Source organism: Streptomyces xylophagus (assembly GCF_000716435.1).
GTDB classification, from domain to species: domain Bacteria; phylum Actinomycetota; class Actinomycetes; order Streptomycetales; family Streptomycetaceae; genus Streptomyces; species Streptomyces xylophagus.
The window spans coordinates 874005-898156 of the sequence record NZ_JNWO01000007.1; the positions used below are offsets into that span (position 1 = coordinate 874005).

Consider the following 24152-nt stretch of genomic DNA (forward strand, 5'->3'; position numbering starts at 1 on the left):
CGCCCGGAAGCCGAACTCGGTGTCCCACTTTCACCACAGGCTGGCACACCGGCACCTTCCCTCGTAAAAGTCAGACTTTTAGATTTGAAGACGTCCGAGCAGTTCTTCCGCTCTTACCGAGGACTTCTTGAAGATGAACGCGCACACACCTGACAGCTTCGAGTGGACCGATCTCGACCGTCGCGCCGTCGACACCGCCCGTGTTCTGGCCGCTGACGCGGTCCAAAAGGTCGGCAACGGACACCCGGGCACCGCGATGGCCCTGGCTCCCGCCGCGTACACGATCTTTCAGAAGGTGATGCGTCACGACCCCGCGGATCCCGAGTGGACCGGCCGTGACCGCTTCGTCCTCTCCCCCGGCCACACCTCGCTGACGCTGTACACGCAGCTGTACCTCGCCGGGTACGAGCTGGAGCTGGACGACCTGAAGGCGTTCCGGACGCACGGTTCGAAGACGCCTGGCCACCCCGAGTACGGGCACACGGCCGGTGTGGAGACCACGACAGGACCGCTCGGCCAGGGTGTCGCCAACGCGGTGGGCATGGCGATGGCCGCCCGCTACGAGCGTGGCCTGTTCGACCCCGAGGCCCCCGAGGGCGAGTCGCCCTTCGACCACACCATCTGGGCGATCGTCTCCGACGGCGACCTGGAGGAGGGCATCTCCGCCGAGGCCTCCTCCCTGGCCGGCCACCAGAAGCTCGGCAACCTCGTCTTCGTCTACGACGACAACCACATCTCCATCGAGGGCGACACCGCGACCGCCTTCTCCGAGGACGTGCTGAAGCGGTACGAGGCCTACGGCTGGCACACCCAGCGCATCGAGCCCGCCGCCGACGGCGACATCGACCCGCACGCGCTGTACACGGCGCTCAGGACGGCGCAGGCCGAGACCGGGCGCCCCTCGATCATCGCGATGCGCACGATCATCGCTTGGCCCGCTCCAAACGCCCAGAACACCGAGGCCGCCCACGGCTCCGCGCTCGGCGCCGACGAGATCGCCGCCACCAAGCGCGTCCTCGGCTTCGACCCCGAGAAGGCCTTCGAGGTCGCCGACGAGGTCATCGCGCACAGCCGCAAGGCCCTGGACCGGGGTGCCGAGGCGCACTCCGCGTGGGACAAGCAACTCGACAAGTGGCGCGGCGCCCAGCCCGAGCGGGCGAAGCTCTTCGACAGGATCGTCGCGGGCCAGCTCCCCGAGGGCTGGGAGGACTCCCTGCCGGTGTTCGAGGCGGGCTCCTCCGTCGCGACCCGCGCCGCTTCCGGCAAGGTCCTCCAGGCACTTGGAACGGTCCTGCCCGAGCTGTGGGGCGGCTCCGCCGACCTGGCCGGCTCGAACAACACCACCATCGACAAGACGTCGTCCTTCCTCCCGAAGGGCAACCCGCTGCCGGAGGCCGACCCGTACGGTCGTACGATCCACTTCGGTATCCGCGAGCACTCGATGGCGGCCGAGATGAACGGCATCGCCCTGCACGGCAACACCCGTGTCTACGGCGGCACCTTCCTGGTGTTCTCCGACTACATGCGCAACGCCGTCCGCCTCTCCGCGCTGATGCAGCTCCCAGTGACGTACGTCTGGACCCACGACTCCATCGGCCTCGGCGAGGACGGCCCCACCCACCAGCCGGTCGAGCACCTCGCCTCGCTGCGCGCCATCCCGGGCCTGAACATCGTGCGCCCGGCCGACGCCAACGAGACCGCGATCGCCTGGGCCGAGATCCTCAAGCGGCACGCCACCGACCCGGCCCCGCACGGCCTCGCGCTGACCCGTCAGGGTGTGCCGACGTACGCGCCCAACTCCGATGCGGCGCGCGGCGGTTACGTCCTGAAGGACTCCTCCACCGAGACCCCCGACGTGGTGCTCATCGCGACCGGTTCCGAGGTCCACCTCGCCGTCGAGGCGCGGGAGCGGCTGGAGGCCGAGGGCGTGGGCACCCGGGTGGTGTCGATGCCGTCCGTGGAGTGGTTCGAGGAGCAGTCGCGCGAGTACCGCGACAGCGTCCTTCCGCCGTCTGTGAAGGCCCGCGTTGCGGTCGAGGCCGGGATCGGTCTCACGTGGTACCGGTTCGTGGGTGACGCAGGACGCATCGTCTCCCTCGAACACTTCGGCGCCTCCGCCGATGCCAAGACCCTGTTCGCCGAGTTCGGTTTCACGGCCGAGAACGTCGCCGCTGTCGCCAGGGAATCCCTCGCCGCCGCGCGCGGTTGATCCGATCGCCAGAAAGAAGATGATCACAGTGACCGAAGTGACCGCCACCGCGGGAGCTCTCAAGCGCCTGTCCGACGAGGGCGTCTCCATCTGGCTGGACGACCTGTCGCGCAAGCGGATCGAGTCCGGCAACCTCGCCGAACTCGTCGACACCAAGAACGTCGTCGGCGTCACCACCAACCCGTCCATCTTCCAGGCCGCCATCGGCTCCGGCGAGGGCTACGAGGAGCAGCTCGCCGACCTCGCCGTGCGCAAGGTGACGGTCGAGGAAGCCGTACGGATGATGACCACGGCCGACGTCCGCGCCGCCGCCGACATCCTGCGCCCGGTCTACGAGGCGACCGGCGGCCGGGACGGCCGGGTCTCCATCGAGGTCGACCCGCGCCTGGCCCACCACACGGCGGCGACGATCGCCGAGGCCAAGCAGCTGGCCTGGCTGGTGGACCGTTCCAACGTGATGATCAAGATCCCGGCGACGAAGGCCGGTCTCCCGGCCATCACCGAGGTCATCGGCGAGGGCATCAGCGTCAACGTCACGCTGATCTTCTCCCTGGAGCGCTACCGCGAGGTCATGGACGCCTACCTGGCCGGCCTGGAGAAGGCACGCGCCGCGGGCATCGACCTCGCGACCATCCACTCCGTGGCCTCTTTCTTCGTCTCTCGCGTCGACTCCGAGATCGACAAGCGCCTGACCGCGCTCGCCACGGACGAGGCCCTCGCCCTCAAGGGCAAGGCCGCCCTCGCCAACGCGCGGCTCGCCTACCAGGCCTACGAAGAGGTCTTCGCCGGCGGCCGTTGGACCGGTCTCGCGAGCGCCGGCGCCAACAGGCAGCGCCCCCTCTGGGCCTCGACCGGCGTGAAGGACCCGTCCTACAAGGACACCCTGTACGTCGACGAGCTGGTCGCGCCCGGCACGGTCAACACCATGCCGGAGGCCACCCTGAACGCCACCGCCGACCACGGCGACATCCACGGCGACACGGTGACCGGCGGCTACGCGCAGGCACGCGCCGACCTGGACGCCGTAGAGCGACTGGGGATCTCGTACGACGTCGTCGTCAAGCAGTTGGAGGACGAGGGCGTCGCCAAGTTCGAGGTGGCCTGGCAGGACCTGCTGGACGCCGTCGCGAAGTCACTGAGCGGCAAGGGGGTCGACGGGGAATGAGCGAGGAACTTCCCGCAACGAAACCGGCAGCGGCGCCGGATACCGGGGCACCGGAGACCGAGGCGCTCACCGTCGAGGAACTCACCGACGCCCTGGCCGCCCACTGGGACAACCCACTGCGTGACGAGCGCGACCGCCGGCTCCCCCGTATCGCGGGCCCGTCGGGGCTTGTCATCTTCGGGGTCACCGGTGACCTGTCCCGCAAGAAGCTGATGCCGGCCGTCTACGACCTGGCCAACCGGGGCATGCTGCCGCCGGGCTTCTCCCTCGTCGGGTTCGCCCGGCGGGACTGGGAGGACCAGGACTTCGCGCAGGTGGTGCACGACTCGGTGCGGGAGCACTCCCGGACCGAGTTCCGCGAGGAGGTCTGGCAGCAGCTCGCCGAGGGCATGCGGTTCATCCCGGGCGACTTCGACGACGACACGGCGTTCAAGCAACTGCGCGCGGCGGTCGACGAGTTGGACTCCTCTCGGGGTACCAGCGGCAACTACGCGTTCTACCTCTCCGTACCGCCGAAGTTCTTCCCGAAGGTCGTCAAGCAGCTGAAGAAGCACGGCCTGGCGACGGCCGCCGAGGGGTCCTGGCGGCGTGCGGTCATCGAGAAGCCGTTCGGGCGCGACCTGAAGAGCGCGCGCGAGCTGAACAAGATCGTGCACGAGGTGTTCGACCCGGACCAGGTGTTCCGCATCGACCACTACCTCGGCAAGGAGACCGTCCAGAACATCCTGGCGCTGCGCTTCGCCAACCAGATGTACGAGCCCATCTGGAACCGGTCCTACGTCGACCACATCCAGATCACGATGGCCGAGGACATCGGCATCGGCGGGCGCGCCGGCTACTACGACGGCATCGGTTCGGCCCGTGACGTCATCCAGAACCACCTTCTTCAGCTGATGGCGCTGACCGCCATGGAGGAGCCGATCGCCTTCGACGAGGAGGCGCTGCTCACCGAGAAGCTCAAGGTGCTCAAGTCGGTGCGGCTGCCGAAGGAGTTGGGCGAGCACACGGTGTTCGGGCAGTACGCGGAGGGCTGGCAGGGCGGCGAGAAGGTCGTCGGCTACCTCCAGGAGGACGGTATCGACCCGCAGTCGAAGACCGACACCTACGCGGCCGTCAAGTTGGAGGTGGACAACCGCCGTTGGGCGGGCATCCCCTTCTACCTGCGCACCGGCAAGCGGCTCGGACGGCGCGTCACGGAGATCGCGGTCGTCTTCAAGCGGGCCCCGCACTCCCCCTTCGACTCCAGCGCCACCGAGGAGCTGGGCCAGAACGCGATCGTCATCCGCGTCCAGCCCGACGAGGGCATGACGGTCCGGTTCGGCTCGAAGGTGCCGGGCACCTCGATGGAGATCCGGGACGTGTCCATGGACTTCGCCTACGGCGAGTCGTTCACGGAGTCGAGCCCGGAGGCGTACGAGCGGCTCATCCTGGATGTGCTGCTCGGCGACGCCAACCTGTTCCCGCGCCACCAGGAAGTGGAAGAGTCCTGGAAGATCCTCGACCCGATCGAGGAGTACTGGGCGCAGAACGGCAAGCCCGCGCAGTACTCCTCGGGCAGTTGGGGGCCCCAGGAGGCGGACGAGATGCTCGCACGAGACGGACGGAGCTGGCGCAGGCCATGAAGATCGACCTGAGCGACACCACGGCAAGCAAGATCAACAAGGCGCTGGTGCAGGGTCGCCGCGACATCGGCACCCCTGCCGTGGGCATGGTCCTGACGATGGTCATCGTCACGGACGAGGAGAACGCCTACGACTCGATCAAGGCGGCCGAGGAGGCCTCGCACGAGCACCCCTCGCGCACCCTGGTCGTCATCAAGCGGCACGCCCGCACCCCGCGCGACCGCACGAACTCGCACCTCGACGCCGAGGTCCGGGTGGGCGCCGACGCGGGCACCGGCGAGACGGTCGTGCTGCGGACCTACGGCGAGGTGTCCGACCACGCCGACTCCGTGGTGCTGCCGCTGCTGCTGCCCGACGCGCCGGTCGTCGTGTGGTGGCCGGCGGAGGCGCCCGAGGTCCCGGCGAAGGACCCGCTGGGCGCCCTCGCACAGCGCCGGATCACCGACCTGTACGCGGCGGTGAACCCCCTGGAGGCGCTGGACGCCCGCGCCCGTGCCTACGCGCCCGGCGACACCGACCTCGCCTGGACCCGGCTGACCCCGTGGCGCTCGATGCTGGCGGCGGCCCTCGACCAGGCCAAGTCCAAGATCACCTCGGGTGCCGTGGAGGCTGAGGCCGACAACCCGGCCGCAGAGCTGCTGGCGCGCTGGCTGGAGGCCAGGCTGAAGGTGAAGATCGACCGCGTGGTCACCGCCGGACCGGTCGTCACCGCCGTACGCCTGGGTACCGCCGCCGGCGAGGTCGTCATCGACCGCCCCGACGGGCCGCTGGCCACGTTGTCCCTGCCCGGGCAGCCCTCCCGCACCCTCGCGCTGAAGGTCCGCACCACCTCCGAACTCATCGCCGAGGAGCTGCGGCGCCTCGACGCCGACGAGATGTACGCCATCGCCCTGCGGGCCGAGGGCACCAAGGAGACCCCCTCTCATGTCTGACTCCCCCAAGCTCACCCGGCGACCGGAGTGGGCCGCGCTGGAGGACCACCGCGCGGACGCGCTGCTGCACCCGCAGCTGCGTGAGCTGTTCGCGGCGGACCCGGAGCGTGCGGAGCGGTACGTCGTACGCGTCGGCGATCTGCGCATCGACTACTCCAAGCACCTGATCACGGACGAGACCCTCGCCCTGCTCCAGGAACTGGCCACCGCCACCGGTGTGTTCGGGCTGCGGGACGCCATGTTCCGCGGCGAGAAGATCAACGTCACCGAGGACCGCGCGGTCCTGCACACCGCGCTGCGCGCCCCGCGCGACGCGGTGATCGAGGTCGACGGCGAGAACGTCGTGCCCCAAGTGCACGCCGTGCTCGACAAGATGGCCGGCTTCGCCGAGCGCGTCCGCTCCGGCGAGTGGACCGGATACACGGGCCGTCGTATCCGCAATGTCGTCAACATCGGCATCGGCGGCTCGGACCTCGGTCCGGCGATGGCGTACGAGGCGCTCCGCGCGTTCACCGACCGCTCGTTGACGGTCCGGTTCGTGTCGAACGTGGACGGCGCCGACCTGCACGAGGCCACCCGTGACCTCGACCCGGCGGAGACGCTGTTCATCGTCGCGTCCAAGACGTTCACCACGATCGAGACGATCACCAACGCGACGTCCGCCCGGACATGGCTCCTTGAGGGTCTCGGCGGTGACGACAAGGCCGTCGCGAAGCACTTCGTGGCGCTGTCGACGAACGCAGGGAAGGTGTCGGACTTCGGTATCGACACGGACAACATGTTCGAGTTCTGGGACTGGGTCGGCGGCCGTTACTCCTACGACTCGGCGATCGGTCTCTCCCACTACCTCTCCAAGTTCACCGCCTACTTGCAGCAGCTGGACATGGAGTCCAACGGCAAGTCGGTGGACCGGGACGGGAATCCGGTGGAGTGGCAGACCGGGCCGGTGGTGTGGGGCACGCCCGGCACGAACGGGCAGCACGCCTACTACCAACTCATCCACCAGGGCACGAAGTTGATCCCGGCGGACTTCATCGGCTTCGTCAACCCGGTGGCAGAGCTGAGCGACGGGCTCAAGAAGCAGCACGACCTGCTGATGGCCAACTTCTTCGCCCAGACACAGGCGTTGGCCTTCGGCAAGACTCCGGACGAGGTGCGCGCCGAAGGGGTGCCCGAGGAGCTGGTGCCGCACAAGACGTTCAAGGGCAACCACCCCACGACGACCGTCCTCGCGAGCGAGCTGACGCCGTCCGTCCTCGGCCAGTTGATCGCCCTCTACGAGCACAAGGTGTTCGTACAGGGCGCGATCTGGAACATCGACTCCTTCGACCAGTGGGGCGTCGAGCTGGGCAAGGTCCTCGCCAAGCGCGTCGAACCCGCCCTGACCGAGGGCGCCGACGTGCCCGCGGCAACATGCGCGAGCGCATCCGCCGCGCGGGCCACACCGTCATCGGCTACGACCGCAACCCCGAGGTCTCCGACGTGAGCGACCTGGCCGAACTGGTCGAGAAGCTCGAAGCCCCGCGCACGGTCTGGGTGATGGTCCCGGCCGGTGCCCCGACCCAGTCGGTCGTCGACGAGCTGGGCGAGCTGCTCCAGCCCGGCGACGTCATCGTGGACGGCGGCAACTCCCGCTGGACGGACGACGAGAAGCACGCCGAGGAGCTGGGTGCCAAGGGCATCGGCTTCGTCGACGCGGGCGTCTCGGGTGGCGTGTGGGGCCTGAAGAACGGCTACGCGCTGATGGTCGGCGGCGACGCCGAGCACATCGCCCAGGTGCAGCCGATCTTCGACGCGCTCAAGCCCGAGGGCGAGTTCGGCTTCGTGCACGCCGGCAAGGTGGGCGCCGGGCACTTCTCGAAGATGGTCCACAACGGTATCGAGTACGCCATGATGCAGGCGTACGCCGAGGGCTGGGAGCTGCTCGAGAAGGTCCACTCCGTCACGGACGTGCGGGAGGTGTTCCGCTCCTGGCAGGAGGGCACCGTCATCCGCTCCTGGCTGCTCGACCTCGCCGTCAACGCCCTTGACAGCGATGAGCACTTGGACAAGCTGCGCGGTTTCGCGGAGGACTCCGGCGAGGGCCGGTGGACCGTCGAGGCGGCCATCGACAACGCCGTGCCGCTGCCCGCGATCACGGCCTCCCTGTTCGCGCGGTTCGCGTCGCGTCAGGACGACTCGCCGCAGATGAAGATGATCTCCGCGCTGCGCAACCAGTTCGGCGGCCACGCCGTCGAGTCCAAGGAGTAGTGCGCCGTGGGGGATCTCTTTCTGGTCCGCCACGGTGAGACGGAGTGGAGCGTGTCGGGCCAGCACACCAGCTGGACCGACCTGCCCCTCACCCAGCACGGCGAGGAACAGGCCAAGTCCCTCGCCCCGCTCCTCTCAAGCCGGACCTTCGCGCTCGCACTGACCAGCCCGCTCGGCCGCGCGATACGCACCGCCGCACTCGCGGGCATCACCGGGGCCGTACCCGACCCCGATCTGCACGAGTGGGACTACGGCGCCTACGAGGGCGTCACCACCGTCGACATCCACCGCACCCGCCCCGACTGGTTCCTGTGGACCGACGGCGTGCCGCCGGGTCCCGCCGGACACCCCGGCGAGTCCCCGGACGAGATCGGTGCCCGCGCCGACCGGGTCCTGAAGCGGGTGGACACCGCGCTCGGGGACGGTGACGTGGTCCTCGTGGCGCACGCCCACTTCCTGCGCGTCCTCACGGCACGCCGGCTGGGCCTGTCGGCGGCGGACGGACGGCTGTTCCAGCTGGCGACCGGCACGGTCAGCCGCCTGTCCACCGAGCACGACCGCCCGGTGATCGCGGAGTGGAACACCCGGCCGTAGCGACGGCACAACTCCCCGGCCCGGACCACGCGTTGACGCGCGGTCCGGGCCGCGGTCGTCCCCTGTGCCCGTGGCGTCCACGCGGCTAGAGTCCCGCTTGATGGAGATCAACGATCTGACACCGGCCGAGGAACAGGTGTGGCGGGCCTTCCCGTTGGGCGAGTCCGTGGACTTCCGTGCGGCGGAGGACGAGGACGTGGCCCTCGGTGCCGACTGGGGGCCCGAACGGACCGTCCGCGCCGAGGTGTTGAGGGCACTGCTGCTCAACGGACCGCAGGAGGCGGGCGAGATACCCTCCCTGAGCCTGGCGGGCGCCCGGATCACCGGCATGCTCGACCTCCAGTACGCGACGATCGACCACCCGGTCCGGCTGCGGTACTGCCACTTCGACGAGGCGCCCCGCTGCTACGCGGCCCGGCTGCGCGAACTCAACCTCGGCGACTCCGTCCTGCCCGGGCTCACCGCCCACTCGATGCGGGTGGACGGCGTGCTGCGGCTGACCCGGGCCCGGTTCCGCGGAGTGGTACGGCTCGCCGGGGTCAAGATCGCCGGAAGCCTGTACCTGGAGGGCTCGGAGATCATCGCTCCGGACGCCGAGGAGCCCGTACTCCAGCTCAACCAGGCGGCCGTCGGCGACGATCTCCGCGCGACCGGACTGCGCACCCAGGGTCAGATACGGCTCAGCGGCTTGACTGTCGCCGGGTCGCTCACCTTCAACACGGCGCACCTCTCCAACCCCGGGGGCTCCGCCCTCGACGCCGAAGTACTCGTGGTGGAGGGCAACATCCTGTTCCGGCAGGCCCTGGTGGAGGGCTGGATCGGGCTGCGCGGCGCCCGGATCGCGGGCCGGCTGGACCTGTCGTACTCCACCCTGTCCAACCCGGGCGACTCCGTGCTGCTGGCGAGCAGTTCCACCATGGGGGAGCTCTGGCTGCGCGAGAGCCCGCCCATCAAGGGCGCTGTCGTGCTGCACAGTGCGCAGGTCGACGTCCTGTGGCTGGAGCCGGCGGTACTGCCGGACAAGGTCTTCCTCACCAGCTTCACCTACGCCTCGCTCCTCCCCCACGAGCCCGCCGAGCGCCGGCTGACCATGGTGGAACGCGACGGCGCGGGCTATGTCCCGCACGCCTACGAGGAGTTGGCCGCCGCCTACCGCCGGATCGGCGACGACAGCGCCGCCCGCCGCGTCCAACTCGCCAAGCAGCGCCGCCTGCGCGGCACCCAACCCTGGTACGGCCGCATGTGGGGCTACGCCCAGGACGTCACCGTCGGCTACGGCTTCCGTCCCCTCCGTGCCGCCGTTTGGCTGCTGTCCCTGCTCGCCGTCGGCTCCCTCGCCTACGGCCTGCACCACCCCCACGCCCTCAAGGCGTCCGAGGCCCCGCACTTCAACCCGTTCTTCTACACGCTCGACCTGCTGCTCCCGGTGATCTCCTTCGGCCAGGAGGAGGCGTTCGCGCCGGACGGCTGGTACCAGTACCTCTCCTACGCCCTGATCATCACGGGCTGGATCCTGGCCACGACCGTCATCACCGGCGTGAGCAGGACCGTCAGCCGCCAGTGAGGGCCTTCGCCGTGTGCTGGACGGCCAGCCGCACCGGCGCGTTCTGGGCGCCGTAACCGCGGTAGTCGCCGTCGCGCTGGACCAGTTCGAAGAAGACCCGCCCGACCGTCCGCGTGTAGCAGTGCCGGAACTCGCCGCCCGCGTCCCGGTCGTAGAGGATGCCGAGGTCCTGGTACGTCTCCAACTCGCCCTCGGTGAAGGCGAATCGGGCCGCGAGGTCGTCGTAGTAGTTCGCGGGCATCCGCAGCAGTCGGCCGCCGGAGTCACGGAAGCGGCGGGCGGCCGTGACCACGTCCTCGGTGGCGAGGGCGATGTGCTGGGCGGGGGCGCCGTCCTCGGTCGGGGCCGCGCCGACGCTCAGGGCGATACGGACGCTGCCGTCGGGGGTGGTGACGGCGCGGCTGCGCAGCAGGCCGTAGGGGTCGGCGACGTCGACGCTCTCCTGCGCGTGGAGCCCAAGGACGCTGCGATGGAAGAGAGTTGCCTCGTCGAAGTGGTGCCAGGGCTGGGTGAGGGCGAGGTGGTCAATGCGCCGGACGCCTGTCCCGGCGGGCAGTTGACCGGTGGTGTCGGTGAAGTCAGCGCGCCAGCCGGGGAGTTCGGGGGTGTCCTTCGAGCAGAAGAAGAGTTCGGTGCCGTCCGGTGCCGCCACGGCTTCGAGTGGGGCGTCCTCGGGGGCGCGGCGGCGGGGCAGGACGGGTGCGAGGAGGGCCTCGGCACGGCGGGCGGCGCCCTCCGGGTCGGGTGACTCCAGGCCGATCGCCGCGAGGGCGGTGCCGTCCCGGCGTACGGCGGGGCCGGTGTTGACCAGGACGCGGGCCTCGCCCTGCTGCCACAGGTCAACGGGTTTGCTGCGGTGACGGGCGGTGCGCGCGAAGCCCAGGGCGCCGAGCAGTGCCGTGACCGGTTCCGCGTCGGACGTGACGAGTTCGGCGAAGGCGATGCCCGTGGGGACGACGGGAGCGGGGAGCCGCGCCACACCGACCGTCTCCTGGAGGACCAGCAGCGAGCGGTGGGCGTCGACCGCCGTGGGGCCCGCCTCCGCCTGCCGGAACACGTCGTTGAAGATCTCCAGCGAGAGCGGGCCGTCGTAGCCCGCGCTCAGCACGTGCCGTACGAGTCCGGCGACGTCGAAGCCGCCCTGGCCGGGGAAGCAGCGGTAGTGGCGGCTCCACTGGAGGACGTCCATCGCGAGCAGCGGGGCGTCGGCGAGCTGGAGGAAGAAAATCTTCTCGCCGGGGATCTCCTCGATGCCCTTGGGGTCCGAGCCCCGGGACAGGATGTGGAAGCTGTCCAGGCAGGTGCCGAGTGCCGGGTGGTCGGCCGTCTCGACGATGCGCCAGGCGTGGTCGTACGTGCTGACGTGCCGTCCCCAGGCAAGCGCCTCGTAGGCGACGCGGACGCCGAACTCCTGGGCGAGGTCGGCCAGTTGGCTCAGCTGGGCGGCGGCGAGCGCGTCGTCGTCCTCGGCGAGGGGGGAGACGCTTGAGCAGACGAGGACGGTGTCGGTGCCGAGCCTGCGCATCAGCTCGAACTTGTGCCGGGCACGGCGCAGGTTGCGGGCGAACTCGGCCTCGGGCACCGCCTCGATGTCCCGCATGGGTTGATAGAGGTCGATCGACAGGCCGAGGTCGGCGCAGCGGGCGCGGATCTCCTCCGGGGTGAGGGGGCTGGCGAGGAGGTCGTTCTCGAAGATCTCGACGCCGTCGAAGCCGGCCCGGGAGGCGGCCGTGAGTTTCTCGGTGAGGGAGCCGCTGAGGGAGACGGTGGCGATGGACGTACGCATCGGGGTACCTCTCAATTTCGCTGCGGGCAGGGCCGTTTCGGGGCGGGAACGGCCGATTCGGGGCGGGCACGGCCCTTTTGGCACGGGCCCGCCCATGTCGGCGCGGGTACGACCACTTCGGCGCGACCACAACTACTTCGGCGCGGGCAGGGCCATTTCGGCGCGGGCCCGCCCATGCCGACGCGGGCACAACTACTTCGGCGCGGGCAACGCACCGGCGAGTTCCGCGATGTCGGCGAGCATCCGTGCGCTGTCGGGCTCGCGCCCCGTGAAGAGGCGGAACGCGTCGGCCGCCTGGAAGACCGCCATGCCGCCGCCGTCGAGGGTGGCGCAGCCCAACGCGCGGGCCAGGCTCACGAGTTGGGTCTCCAGGGGGCGGTAGACCACCTCGGCGACCCACAGCGAGGAGTCCAACAGGCGGGCGGGGAAGGGCAGTCCGGGGTGGGCGGCCATCCCGGTGGGGGTGGCGTGGACGATGCCGTCGGCGTCGGCGAGCAGTCCGGGCAACAGGTCGGAGCCGGCGCCGGCCGCGCGGCCGGCGCCGAAGTGGCGGTTCAGGGAGTCGGCGAGGGCGGTGGCGCGTTCGGGCAGCGCGTCGACGACGGTGACGCGTTCGGCGCCGAGGGTGAGCGTGGCGTGCGCGACGGCCGCGCCCGCGCCGCCCGCGCCCAGCTGCACGACCCGTTCCATGGGCGCGTCGGGCAGTCCGCGCGCGAAGGAGGCGGCGAAGCCGGTGACGTCCGTGTTGTGGCCGATCGCGCGGCCGTCCGCCTCGAAGACGACGGTGTTGACCGCGCCGAGCGCCTCGGCCTGCGGGGCGAGCCCGTCCAGGTGCTCGATGACGAGCTGCTTGCACGGGTGGGTGATGTTGAGCCCGTCGTAGCCCAGGTCGCGGGCGGCGCGCACCAGACCGCCCACCGCCTCCGGGCCGACGCCGAGCACGTCGATGTCGATGAGCCGGTACAGGTAGCGCAGGCCCTGCCGGTCGGCCTCGCGTTCGTGCAGGGCGGGGCTGAGGGACGGGCCGATGCCGGAACCGATCAGTCCGACGAGATACGAGTCCTTGGAGACGTCGACCACGTGGTCCTCCTGAGCTGAGCGGCTCGCTAATGTACGAACTAGTACGTTAGCTATATCAGTATCGCCGGGTCACGGGAAGCCCCGGCCGGGAACTCGACCGCCCGCCGCCCGCCCCTCCTTCTACAATCGGCCGCACACCGCGCCCGCGCCCGAAAGAAGCCAAGGAACCCGATGACCAGCGTCGAAGAACCGGCACGACCGAACGGGCGCATCCGTGACGCGGCCCGCACCAGGGCCGAGATCCTCGACGTGGCGACCCACGAGTTCGCACGGGCCGGCTACGACGGCGCCCGCGTCGACGAGATCGCCGCCAGCACCCGCACCACCAAGCGGATGATCTACTACTACTTCGGCGGCAAGGAGCAGCTCTTCACGGCCGTCCTGGAGCGGGCCTACGGCGTGATCCGCGAGGCCGAACAGAGCCTGGACGTCGAGCACCTGGACCCGGTCGCGGCCATCCGGCGCCTGGCGGAGCTGACCTTCGACCACCACGAGCAGCACCCGGACTTCATCCGCCTGGTGTCCATCGAGAACATCCACGGGGCCGAGCACATCGCCGCTTCCGAGAAGCTCGGGAAGATCGGCTCGCCCGCCCTCGACGTGATCCGCCGCATCCTGGAGTCGGGGCAGAAGTCCGGCCTGTTCACGGCCGACGTGGACGCCGTCGACCTGCACGCGATGATCAGCTCCTACTGCTTCTTCCGGGTCGCCAACCGGCACACCTTCGGCGCCCTGTTCGGCCGCGACCTGGTGGCACCGGCGCGGCGCGAGCACTACCGGACGATGCTGGGCGACATGGTGATCGCCTATCTGACGGCGGAGCGGGCGACGGACTGAGCCGCAAGATCCTTCGGTACGGCCTCTTGACACCCGGGAAACGTGAGCGCAACATCCGTAGCCACCGCTACTAACTACCCAGTGGGTTAATTAGCCGGGCAACACCCGGCACGGCCGTCCCGTCACCCCAGGGATCCGGCACTTCTCCCCCGCCGCTCACTCCGCTTACGTTGGAGTTCCCCCGAAGGAGCAAGCCGTGTCCGTCCCCGCCAAAGCTGTCGGGCAGCCGAAAAAGGCGGCCGCCGCCGCCTGGATCGGCAGCGCTCTGGAGTACTACGACTTCTTCATCTACGGCAGCGCCGCAGCCCTGATCTTCCCCAAGGTCTTCTTCGACGACTCGGACCCGGCGACGGCGACCCTGCTCTCCCTCGCGACCTTCGGTGTCGCCTACGCGGCCCGTCCGGTCGGCGCGCTGTTCCTCGGACACTTCGGCGACCGGGTCGGCCGTAAGAAGATCATGATCTTCACGCTGCTGCTGATGGGCCTGTCGACGTTCCTCATCGGCTGTCTGCCCACCCGCGGGCAGGTCGGTGGCCTCGCCCCGGTGCTGCTCGTGCTGTGCCGGGTCCTCCAGGGCATCTCGGCGGCCGGCGAGCAGGCCAGCGCCAGTTCCATGACGCTGGAGCACGCGCCGTCGGACCGGCGCGGCTTCTTCACCAGTTTCACGCTGAGCGGCACCCAGGGCGGCCAGCTCATCGCCACCCTCGTGTTCCTCGCGGTCGCCCAACTCCCCGACAAGCAGCTGCTGTCCTGGGGCTGGCGCGTCCCGTTCTGGGCGAGCGTGCTGGTCGCGGTCGCCGGCTACGTGATGCGCCGCAAGCTCCAGGAGACCCCGGCCTTCGCCCAGCAGGCGGCGACCGAGGGAGTCGTGAAACTGCCGCTGGTGGTGCTGCTGCGCGAGCACTGGGCGGATGTCCTGCGGGTCGTCGCGGGCGCGCTCATCGCCTCCGTCTCCACGATCTTCACCGTGTGGGCGCTGGCCTACGCGACCAGCGACTCCGTCGGCATGTCCCGCTCGTCGATGCTGTGGGTGGGCGCGCTCGCCAACCTCGTCGCCCTCGCGACGATCCCCCTGTGGGCCACGCTCTCCGACCGCATCGGCCGCCGCCCGGTGTATCTGATCGGCGCGGTCGGCAGCGCGCTCACGATGTTCCTCTACCTCTGGGCGATCTCCACGGGCTCGTACCCGCTGATCCTGCTCCTCGGCGTCGTCGCCTTCGGCGTGGTCTACAGCGCCGCGAACGGCGTGTGGCCCTCCTTCTACGGCGAGATGTTCTCGACCCGGGTCCGGCTGTCGGGCATGGCCATCGGCACGCAGATCGGCTTCGCGGTGGCCGGGTTCGCGGTCACGTTCGCCGCGCAGATCGCGGGTCCTGACGGCTCGGACTGGTCCTCGGTGGCCCTGTTCACGGCGGCGCTGTGCGTCCCGCCGGTCATCGCGGCGCTCTCGGCCCGCGAGACCAACAAGGTCCCGACGGAACTGCTCGGCGTGCGGTCACCCCGCGAGGCGTCCCGGCCGGAGACGGTGACGGCCTGACTGTCGCCACCCTGTGAGCACCCTCGGGTGCCGGACGCCCTGCGGACTCCGGTGCCCGGGGGTTTCGCGCGTGCCGGCCGCCGGTCCCGCCGGTCTACGTGTTGGACCACGCCCGCGTGCACAGCACCAGCCGGTAGCCGTCCGGGTCCTCGACGGTGACGCCCCACTCGTTCCAGTACGGGTTGGGTGACGGCACCCGCTTGCCGCCGTGCTCCTCGAGCCGCGTGACCAGCTCCTCCGGCACCGGGCCGTCGACGTAGATCACGAGGAGGTCCTCCTCGGTGGGGCGCGGGTCGACCGGGCCGCCGGGTTCGTGGACGAGTTCGAGATGCCAGTCGGCATCGGGCCAGCCGAGCATCAGCAGGTCGTGCTCGCCGGGTTCGGAGCCGCCCTCGGCCCGCCACACGACAGCGAGCCCGAGGCCGTCGGCCCAGAATCGCCCGGCCGCGGCGAGATCCCTGGACGGGCGGGCGATCCGGATGTGACTACGGCCGTTGACGGGCATCGTGACCTCAACTCCCTCGTTCCCGAACTGCGCTGACGCGTCCCGCAGCCTAGGCGGACGGTGATCGCCGGACCATCGGCCATCCGTCCTGCACCTCATGTCCTAGGACCTCACCCGCCCCCCACCCCCGTTGACAGATGACGTTTCGCGCAAGAACATCGGCCGGAACGAGCAGAAAAGAACAGCACCGTTCCCCGGCAACATCACGAACCCGCGTGCACGGGGCGCCGGCAAAGCGCTCGCCGCCCCGCGCCGCCCGTAGGGGCCTCCGTGTGCACCGGCCGATTTCAGGGGCGGCCGGTGCACGCGGGCCCGGGGCTGACTATCGTTGCCCGATCACACGTGCGAAAGGTGGTCGAGGGGCGTGACGGGGGCCGAGTGGATACGGGTGCCGGTCGGCGACGACGCCGATCGGTGGGCGACGCGGGGGCACAGCCGCAAGGTGCTGTTCGTCGTGCACAACGTGACGTCCGCGACCCGGCTGCTCGATGTACTGCCGCTCTTCCACGACGACTTCCGGGTGCAGCTGCTGGTGACATGCACGGGGTCGTCGGCCTTCCGGGCCGGGGTCGCCGAGTTGCTGGCGGAAACCGGGGTGCCGGTGGTGCCGTGGGAACAAGCTGTGCGGACACCGGTCGACTTGGCCGTCTCGGCGAGCTTCGGCGGTCAACTCCGGGCACTTTCCGGCGTATTGGCCGTGTTGTCCCACGGTGTCGGATACACTAAGACGCTGGGGACACCCAACACCCAACACCCAACACCCAACGGCCGGCGGCCAGTTGGCGGAGGCAGCGACTCCGGTCTTCGGGTTGTCGCCCGAGTGGCTGCTCGACGAGAGCGGGAAACTCGTCGCGGACGCACTGGTGTTGTCGCACCCCGAGCAGCTGGAGCGGCTGCGTGCCGTCTGCCCCGAGGCCGCCCCCACGGCCGTACTGGCCGGTGATCCCTGCTGGGACCGCATGCTGGCGGCGCGCCCGTACCGGGAGCGGTACCGACGGGCGCTCGGCGTCGGACGTGCCCAGCGGCTGGTCGTGCTCAGCTCCACCTGGAACCCGGACTCCCTGTTCGGCGACGACGTCCTGCCCGCCCTGCTGCCCCGGCTGACCTCCGAACTCCCCGTCGACGAGTACCGTTTCGCGGCCGTCCTGCACCCCAACATCTGGTACGGCCACGGCCCCGGCCAGATCCGCGCCTGGCTCGACCGCGCCCGCCGCGCCGGCCTCACCCTCGTCGACCCCCTGCACGGCTGGCGCCAGGCGCTGCTCGCCGCAGACGCGGTCATCGGCGACCACGGCTCGGTGACCTACTACGCCGCCGCACTCGGCACCCCCGTCCTCCTCGGCGCCGCACCCCTCACCGGCCTCGCCCCCGACGCTCCCGTGCACGCCTTCGTCCGTACGGCACCCCGCCTGGACCCCGCACTCCCACTGCGCCCCCAACTGACCCGGCTGATCGACACGCACACCCCCTCACCCGACCCCGCCGCCTTCACCAGCTCCGCCCCGGGCGAGTCGGCGACCCTCCTCCGCCGCCTCTTCTACGGCCTCGTCGGCATCCCCGAACCGGACGCGCCGGCCCTCCTCGAACCGCTCCCGCTCCCGCCGTTCGAACCGGCCACGCACACGGTCCCGCTCCAGGTGCTCACCCAACTCCTGGGCACCACCGAGGTCTCCGTCGTCCGGTACGCGGGCCCGCACCCGGCGGCCCCCGGCGGCACGGGCGACGTCCACCTGGCAGTGCACGAGGACACCCGCGAGCAGTCCCAACTAGCCCTCGCCGACGTGGTGTTCCGGTACGGCGCGGCCGACGACCCGCGCTTCGGGTCACCCGCGCTCTGGACGACGGAGACACTCGCCCGGCACTCGCAGTGCGCCCTCGCCGCGTACATCACCGGCCCCGGCACCTCCGTGGTCCGCACCTCGGACGGCACCCTGCTGCACCTGCGCGCCGAGCCGGGGTCGGACACCGACCCGGCCGCCCACGCCTCGGCGCTGCACGCCTGGCTCACGTCCGGCAAGTCACTGCACGAGGTCGTCACGCAGGGGCTGACGGTGCACACGGGAGGGGCTGTTCACCATGTTCGGGTGACGCGTGGCTAGCCGTCGCAGCGCTCACGCAGGCTGCGCAGATACGCCAGGTGCTGTTCCGCCTTCTCGTCGCGGAGAGCGATGGTCGCCTCGTCGATCAGGGCACGGGCGGCCGTGAACTCGCCGCCGTTCAGGCGGGTTTCGGCGAGGTCGGTGAGGGTGCGGGCCGTGTTGTAGGCCTCGCCGCTCGTACGGAAGAAGGCCAGCGCACGCTCCAGGCGTTCGACGGCTTCTGCTTGGCGGCCGAGTCCGCGCAGGGCCCGACCTCGGTGGCGTTCCAACAGGGCGCGGGCGCGCGGTAGATCTGCGGCACCCTCATCGCCGGGACCGATGCCGTCCAGGATGGTGTACGCCTCGTCGAAGGCCGCGTACGCCTCGTCGAAGCGCCATTGGCGCAGCCGGAGCAGTCCGAGGAACTCGACGGCGGAGGCATGACCGCGCACATGTCCTCCCGCCCGTTCGTCCCGTGCCGCCGCGAGCGCCTCGGGCTCCGCCTCGTCCCAGCGCCGCAACTCCATGAGGCTGTGGGCGAGTTGGGCGTGCAGGGCACCGGCGGTGCGGGTGCCCGGGAAGTGGGCGTCCGCCGTACGCGCTCCGGCCTGGAGGGCGGGCAACAGGATGTCGTGGTGGCCGGCCTTGAGTTGGAGCGGCCACAGGGCCTGGCCCAGCAGGACGACGGTGTCCCAGTCGCCGAACTCCTCGGCCGCGTGCACCGCTTGGACCAGGTTGGGGGCCTCGGCGGCGAGTGCGGCGACGCCCGCGCCCCGGTTCTCGTACGACAGCGGTGTGGTCGCGGACGGGACGCGCCAGCTCTCGGGCAGGGCGGCCTGGGCGGCGGCGAGCGCGAGCTGCAGATATCCCTGGACGGTGCGGGACACGGCGGCGGAGCAGGCGGCGATGCCGTCCGTGGCGGCGGCTGTCCGCTCGGCGTAGGCACGGACTGCGGGCCGGTAGCGGTAGCGGCCGTCGTCCGTGCGCTCGACCAGCAGGGCGTCGGCCAGTTCGTCGAGGAGCCGGGCCGCCTCAGCCTCGTCGATGTCGGCGGCCCGGGCAGCCGCGCGGGCGTCCAGGGCGGGCCAGTCGTACAGGCCGGTCAGGCGGTAGAGGCGGGCGGCATCGGGGTTCAGCAGGCGGTACGAGTCCTCGACGGCGGAACTCACCGGGTCGTCCCCGGGCCCGGCCGGCGTCTCCGGCAGCATGGTCAGCCGGGGTGCGGCGGCGCGCAGCGCGTAGGGCGAGCCGGCGCAGCGGTCCAGTACGGCGGGCAGCGTGGCACGGGCGGCGCTGACCGCCGGTTTGCCGGCCAACTCGGTGAGCAGTCGTTTCGCGTCCCGGCGGGCCAGCGGACCGACCGGGATCCGCAGGGCGTCGAGGCCGGCGAGCGGATGCCGGGCGACGACGAGGGTGACCACGTCCGGCGCCGGGGCCAGCAACAGCTGTACCTGGGCGGCGGATCGGGCGTGGTCGAGCACCACGAGGACCCGGCGGTCGGACAGGGAGCGCCGGAACAGGGCGGACCGGTCCGCGGCCGAGGGCGGTATGTCCTCGTCGGGCAGGCCGAGTTGGCGCAGCAGGGTGGCCAGGACCGGTTCGGGGCCGAGCGCGCGCAGGTCGGCGTAGAGCTGCCCGTCGGGGAAGCGGTGCGTCTGCCGTGCGCCCCAGTGGTGGGCGAGGGTGCTGGTGCCGATGCCCTCGGGACCGTGGAGGAGCGCGAGTCGCGGGCGTCCGTCGAAGGGGCGCATCGCCTCCTTGTCCAGGAGTTTCAGGGCCTCTTGACGGTCCGTGAAGGAACGGGGTGCCGGTGGGAGGCAGTGCCGTCCGGGCCCCGTGACCCGGCCCGGGGTGCGCACGCCTCGCGCGAACCGGGTCCAGATCAGGGCGAGTTCGGGGTCGTCGTGGACGCGGTCGTGGACCATGCGGGCGACCGCGTCCAGTTCGTCGGGGGTGGCCGGTGCGGTCACCTCGCGCCCGGCGAGGCGGCGGACCATTCCGCCGGCCGACTCCCAGGCCAACTTGCCTGCCTCGCTCGCCATCCCGGAGCCGACGGCTCCGAACACCGCACCGATGGCGCCCGTGGACAGCAGATCCATCACCGCGTGCACTCCCCCGTCGTCCGCCCACCGCACAGCGGATCAACCTTAGCGCCGGTGAAGGATGGTGACGATGGGTCACCCCTGGTTGGCACCCTTCGGAATGCCGTACGCCCGCTCCACCCTCAGCCGCAGCACAAGGCGTCCGTCACGGACCATCGCCGCCCGGTAGTCGTCCCAGTCCGGATGCTCGCCGAGGACGTCCCGGTAGAGCCGGATGAGTTCCTCGACCGTGTCGTCGTGCGGGTCCTTCGCGACCGGGGTGAGGTCGGCCGTGCCCTCGGCGACCGTGTACGCCCACCGGTCGGGGCTGGTCACGTGGTACGAGGCGCGGGGGTCCCGGCGCAGGTTGCGGGTCTTGGCGCGGTCGTCGGTGATCGACACACGGATGATCCGCTTGTCTGGGTAGTAGGCGTGGCTGACGTTCGACAGCTGGGGCCGGCCGTCGCTCTTGAGGGTGATGAGCACTCCGCCGTGGCCCTCGGAGAGCAACTGGAGCAGTGCGTCCTGCGTCGCGTCGTGAGTCATGCATCCCTCAACCGTGTGAAGCACGTCACGCATTCCCCGAGCCAAGAGCCGACGAGTAGACACTGTCTACGAAAACCCGGTAGACAGTGTCTATGAGCATGAGCGAACCGGAGACAGGACTACGGGACCGCCTGGTCGACGTCGGTGTGGAACTGGTGGCCCAGGAGGGCGCGCAGGCATTGACCCTGCGTGAGATCGCCCGGCGGGCCGGTGTCTCGCACGGCGCGCCGCGCCGTCACTTCCCCACCCACCTGGAGCTGCTGTCCGCGATCGCCCGGCGCGGCTTCGCCGAGTTGGGCGAGCGGGCAAGGGGGGCGGTCGGGGACGGTACGGCGAGCCCACGAGCGCAGTTGACGGCGCTGGGGCGGGTCTATCTTGAGTTCGCGCTCGACAACTCCGGGATGTACGAGTTGATGTTCCGTCACGATCTTCTGGAGAGCGGTAACTTGGGGCTGCGGGACACCAGCCTGCCGCTGTTCGGTGTCCTGGTGGACCTGGTCGGCCGGGCCCGTCCCGACGTGGACGCCCGCCTGGTCGCGGGCGCGTTGTGGGCGAACCTGCACGGCGTCGCCCAGCTCTGGCGCTGGGGCAGCCTCCAACTCGCCACCGGAGCCGACGACTTCGTACCCCTGCTGCGGTCGGCCCTCGACGCGCACCTCGGTCCGGAGGCCGCCCTGTGACGGTGCACCGGAGGCTCGTGCTGGCGAGCAGTGTGGCGGGGGCGGCGATCGTCGCGCTGGACGGGACCGTGCTCACCGTCGTACAGCCCACGTTGCAGCGGGAGTTGGGGGCGTCGCTCGCGCAGGTCCAGTGGACGAGCACCGCGTATCTGGTCGCCGTGGCCGGCCTGTTGGTGTCGGCCGGGCGGATCGGGGACCGGTACGGGCATCAGCGGGTGTTCGGGCTCGGCATGCTCGGCTTCGGGGTCGCCTCGGCCGGGATCGGGCTGGCGCCCGGTGTCGGCTGGGTGATCGGACTCCGGGTCGTCCAGGGGGTGTTCGGCGCGCTGCTCCAGCCGGCCACGCTCGGCATGCTCCGTACCGCGTTCCCGCCCGACCGGCTCGGGATGCCGATCGCCGTACGGACGAGCGTGATCGGCATCGCGGCTGCCGCCGGTCCGTTGGTGGGCGGGGCGTTGGTGGGCACAGTGGGCTGGCGGGCCGTGTTCTTCCTCAACGTCGTGCCCTCGCTGGTGTTCGGCGTGCTCGCGCTCACCGTTCGGGGCCCGCAGCGCACAGAAGCAGCCACTGTCCGGTTCGATCTGCCCGGTGCCCTGCTGCTCGCACTCTCCCTCGCCTCCCTCATCCAGGCGCTGGTGGATCTCCCCGGTTCGGCCGGTGGGTTGGCCGTGTCGGCGCTGGCCGGTCTCGCCTTCGTACGCCATGAACGTCGTACGGCCCATCCACTGCTGCCGCCGGACGTCGTCGGGTCGGCGGCGATCCGTGGCGCGCTCGGGATGCTGCTCGCCGCGTCGGCCGCCTTCTCCGGAACTCTGTTCGTCGTCACCTACGTCCTGCAGGACACGATGGGGCTCAGCCCCTTCCAAAGTGCCCTCCGGGGGCTGCCGTTGGCCGGGGCGATGGTGCTCGCCGCGCCCGGCAGCGCGGTGGTGCTGCGCCGGGTCGGGGCGCGTCCTACGGCCGGAGCTGCGATGATCGTCGTGGCCCTGGGGGTATTCGTGCTGTCCCGGGCCTCGGGCACGGTCGCGGTGTGCGCGGGATTCGCCCTGCTGGGGGCCGGGTTCGGGACGGTGATGGTGGCGGCGACACAGGTGGTGGTGCGGGAGGCCGCCGTCGAGTCGGCCGGGGTGGCGGGCGGGCTCAAACAGACCGCCGTGAACGTGGGTCCGACGCTGGGGGTCGCCGCCGGAAGCGCACTGATGGCCGGAAGTGGCCGGGAGTGGGCCCTCGGAATCCTCGCCTCGGTGGCCCTGACCGGCGCTCTCGCCTGCCTCGCACTGCCCGGACGGACAGTCGCGTCGCTCACACATCCCCCCGTTACAGGAGACCGCGCAGGTGTTCCTGCGCGACGATGAGTTCCGAGGTGTCCGGGGCCGGGTATGCGGGACCCCACCTCGTGAACGCAATTCGGAGGAGAGCCATGGCACAGCTGCTACAAGAAGTCGACCCGGACGAGGTCGGACTGGATCACAAGGCGTTGGACCGCCTGGACCAGCACTTCGCCCACTACGTCGACGTGGAGCGCCTGCCGGGCTTCCTGGTGTCCGTGGCCCGCGGCGGCCGCGTCGCCCACCTCACCGCCCACGGACACCGCGATGTCGCGGCCGGACTCCCCGTCACGCCGGACACGTTGTACCGGATCTACTCCATGACCAAGCCGGTCACCGCGGTCGCCGCGCTGCTCCTGGTCGAGGAGGGCAGGCTCTCGCTGGACGACCCGGTCGGTGACCACCTCCCGGCCTTCGCGGACATGCGGGTCTACGACAGCGGTTCCGGCTCCGACGTGAAGACGCGGCCGGTGGAGCAGCCGATGCTGATCCGGCATCTGATGACCCACACCTCGGGCCTGACCTTCGCCTTCTATCACTCGCACCCCGTCGACGCCCTCTACCGGGAGGCGCACCTGGAGTCGTCCGTGCCTCCCGGCGCGAACCTCGCCGAGACGATCGACATCTACGCGAGTCTGCCGCTCCAGTTCGAGCCGGGCACACAGTGGAACTACTCCGTCGCCTCCAATGTGCTGGGCCGGGTCATCGAGGTGGTGTCCGGGCAGCGGCTCGACGAGTTCTTCGCCGAGCGGATCTTCCGGCCGCTCGGCATGCCCGACGCCGGCTTCCAGGTCCCGGACGAAAAGGCCGACCGGCTCTCCGAGTTGTACGGCGACGCCGAGGGCGGCGGTATCGAGCCGATCGCCGGGCTGCCACTGCGGGGCGGCCGGCCGCGGTTCCTGTCGGGCAGCGGCGGGATGGCGGCGAGCCCGTACGACGTGCACCGGTTCGCGGAGTTCCTGCGGCGCCGGGGCGAACTCGACGGCGTCCGGCTGCTCGCCCCCGAGACCGTCGACCTCATGGCAAGCAACCACCTCCCCGACGGCGCCGACATGCGTGCCTTCGGCAGCCCCGCCCACCAGGAGTCCGGCAACGACGGCATCGGCTTCGGGCTCAGTGTCTCCGTGGTCATCGACCCCGAACGCACCCAGTCCCCCACGGGACTGGGCACGTTCGGGTGGAGCGGGGCGGCGACGACGACGTTCTGGGTGGACCCGAGCCAGGATCTCACCGTGCAGTTCATGACGCAGCTGCGGCCGAAGTCGTCGCTGAAGATCATGCCGGAGCTGAAGCAGCTGGTGCACGAGGCGGTCGTGGACTGAGCCGCCCGGTCACGGCCACCGAGCCACACGCACCCA

The 24152-nt window shown here is 70.7% G+C and carries 19 protein-coding genes; 14 read left to right on the forward strand and 5 right to left on the reverse strand.

Annotated elements, in window-relative coordinates:
* Positions 1-133 precede the first annotated feature (133 nt).
* The 8 genes from tkt (at position 134) to OO70_RS18885 (ending at position 10336) form a co-directional block, all read left to right on the forward strand.
* Positions 134-2209, forward strand: coding sequence for a transketolase (gene tkt / locus OO70_RS18850; RefSeq protein ID WP_043671916.1), 2076 nt, complete (start codon positions 134-136; stop codon positions 2207-2209).
* A gap of 19 nt (positions 2210-2228) precedes the next feature.
* The gene (tal, locus tag OO70_RS18855) at positions 2229-3374 is read left to right on the forward strand and encodes a transaldolase (RefSeq protein WP_043671919.1); all 1146 of its coding nucleotides are present in this window, start codon (positions 2229-2231) and stop codon (positions 3372-3374) included.
* A complete protein-coding gene (zwf, locus tag OO70_RS18860) occupies positions 3371-4996 on the forward strand; it encodes a glucose-6-phosphate dehydrogenase (protein ID WP_043671922.1) in 1626 nt (541 codons plus the stop codon). The genes tal and zwf overlap by 4 nt, the downstream gene beginning before the upstream one ends.
* The gene (opcA, locus tag OO70_RS18865) at positions 4993-5928 is read left to right on the forward strand and encodes a glucose-6-phosphate dehydrogenase assembly protein OpcA (protein WP_043671925.1); all 936 of its coding nucleotides are present in this window, start codon (positions 4993-4995) and stop codon (positions 5926-5928) included. Before zwf ends, opcA begins: the two co-directional genes overlap by 4 nt.
* Positions 5921-7414 carry a glucose-6-phosphate isomerase gene (locus tag OO70_RS18870; RefSeq protein WP_043671928.1) on the forward strand — a complete coding sequence of 498 codons (1494 nt, stop codon included), beginning with the start codon at positions 5921-5923 and terminating at the stop codon, positions 7412-7414. The genes opcA and OO70_RS18870 overlap by 8 nt, the downstream gene beginning before the upstream one ends.
* Entirely contained in the window at positions 7342-8178 is an 837-nt protein-coding gene (gene gnd, locus OO70_RS18875; RefSeq protein ID WP_051741358.1) for a phosphogluconate dehydrogenase (NAD(+)-dependent, decarboxylating), read from the forward strand. The genes OO70_RS18870 and gnd overlap by 73 nt, the downstream gene beginning before the upstream one ends.
* Positions 8179-8184: 6 nt before the next feature.
* The gene (locus OO70_RS18880; RefSeq protein WP_043671932.1) at positions 8185-8772 is read left to right on the forward strand and encodes a histidine phosphatase family protein; all 588 of its coding nucleotides are present in this window, start codon (positions 8185-8187) and stop codon (positions 8770-8772) included.
* A 100-nt stretch (positions 8773-8872) separates the two neighbouring features.
* Positions 8873-10336, forward strand: a complete 1464-nt coding sequence (locus OO70_RS18885) for a hypothetical protein (RefSeq protein ID WP_043671935.1) — start codon at positions 8873-8875, stop codon at positions 10334-10336.
* Here OO70_RS18885 and OO70_RS18890 read toward each other — a convergent pair.
* Both OO70_RS18890 and OO70_RS18895 read right to left on the reverse strand, forming a co-directional pair.
* A complete protein-coding gene (locus OO70_RS18890; RefSeq protein ID WP_043671938.1) occupies positions 10323-12122 on the reverse strand; it encodes a bifunctional sugar phosphate isomerase/epimerase/4-hydroxyphenylpyruvate dioxygenase family protein in 1800 nt (599 codons plus the stop codon). The two genes, OO70_RS18885 and OO70_RS18890, sit on opposite strands and share 14 nt — an antisense overlap.
* A 192-nt stretch (positions 12123-12314) precedes the next feature.
* Positions 12315-13202, reverse strand: coding sequence for a shikimate dehydrogenase (locus OO70_RS18895; protein WP_043671941.1), 888 nt, complete (start codon positions 13200-13202; stop codon positions 12315-12317).
* 171 nt (positions 13203-13373) lie between these two features.
* Here OO70_RS18895 and OO70_RS18900 point away from each other — a divergent pair, with 171 nt between their 5' ends.
* On the forward strand, positions 13374-14039 hold the full coding sequence (locus tag OO70_RS18900) for a TetR/AcrR family transcriptional regulator (protein ID WP_043671944.1): 666 nt from the start codon (positions 13374-13376) through the stop codon (positions 14037-14039).
* A 196-nt stretch (positions 14040-14235) separates the two neighbouring features.
* Positions 14236-15576: an MFS transporter gene (locus OO70_RS18905; RefSeq protein WP_043671947.1), complete on the forward strand. Its 1341-nt coding sequence runs from the start codon at positions 14236-14238 to the stop codon at positions 15574-15576.
* Positions 15577-15670: 94 nt separating this feature from the next.
* On the opposite strand, the gene OO70_RS18910 is transcribed toward OO70_RS18905, so the two are convergent.
* Positions 15671-16081 carry a VOC family protein gene (locus OO70_RS18910; RefSeq protein WP_043671951.1) on the reverse strand — a complete coding sequence of 137 codons (411 nt, stop codon included), beginning with the start codon at positions 16079-16081 and terminating at the stop codon, positions 15671-15673.
* A 959-nt stretch (positions 16082-17040) separates the two neighbouring features.
* Between OO70_RS18910 and OO70_RS18915 the strand changes: the two genes are divergently transcribed.
* On the forward strand, positions 17041-18180 hold the full coding sequence (locus OO70_RS18915; protein ID WP_043672787.1) for a hypothetical protein: 1140 nt from the start codon (positions 17041-17043) through the stop codon (positions 18178-18180).
* On the opposite strand, the gene OO70_RS18920 is transcribed toward OO70_RS18915, so the two are convergent.
* On the reverse strand, positions 18177-20294 hold the full coding sequence (locus OO70_RS18920) for a tetratricopeptide repeat protein (protein WP_324604860.1): 2118 nt from the start codon (positions 20292-20294) through the stop codon (positions 18177-18179). The genes OO70_RS18915 and OO70_RS18920 overlap by 4 nt on opposite strands.
* 42 nt (positions 20295-20336) lie before the next feature.
* On the reverse strand, positions 20337-20786 hold the full coding sequence (locus OO70_RS18925; RefSeq protein WP_043671954.1) for a PPOX class F420-dependent oxidoreductase: 450 nt from the start codon (positions 20784-20786) through the stop codon (positions 20337-20339).
* A 98-nt stretch (positions 20787-20884) separates the two neighbouring features.
* Here OO70_RS18925 and OO70_RS18930 point away from each other — a divergent pair, with 98 nt between their 5' ends.
* The 3 genes from OO70_RS18930 (at position 20885) to OO70_RS18940 (ending at position 24116) form a co-directional block, all read left to right on the forward strand.
* Entirely contained in the window at positions 20885-21466 is a 582-nt protein-coding gene (locus OO70_RS18930; RefSeq protein ID WP_043671956.1) for a TetR/AcrR family transcriptional regulator, read from the forward strand.
* The gene (locus tag OO70_RS18935; RefSeq protein WP_063749724.1) at positions 21463-22821 is read left to right on the forward strand and encodes an MFS transporter; all 1359 of its coding nucleotides are present in this window, start codon (positions 21463-21465) and stop codon (positions 22819-22821) included. Before OO70_RS18930 ends, OO70_RS18935 begins: the two co-directional genes overlap by 4 nt.
* 65 nt (positions 22822-22886) lie before the next feature.
* The gene (locus OO70_RS18940) at positions 22887-24116 is read left to right on the forward strand and encodes a serine hydrolase domain-containing protein (RefSeq protein ID WP_043671959.1); all 1230 of its coding nucleotides are present in this window, start codon (positions 22887-22889) and stop codon (positions 24114-24116) included.
* The last annotated feature ends 36 nt before the right edge of the window (positions 24117-24152 follow it).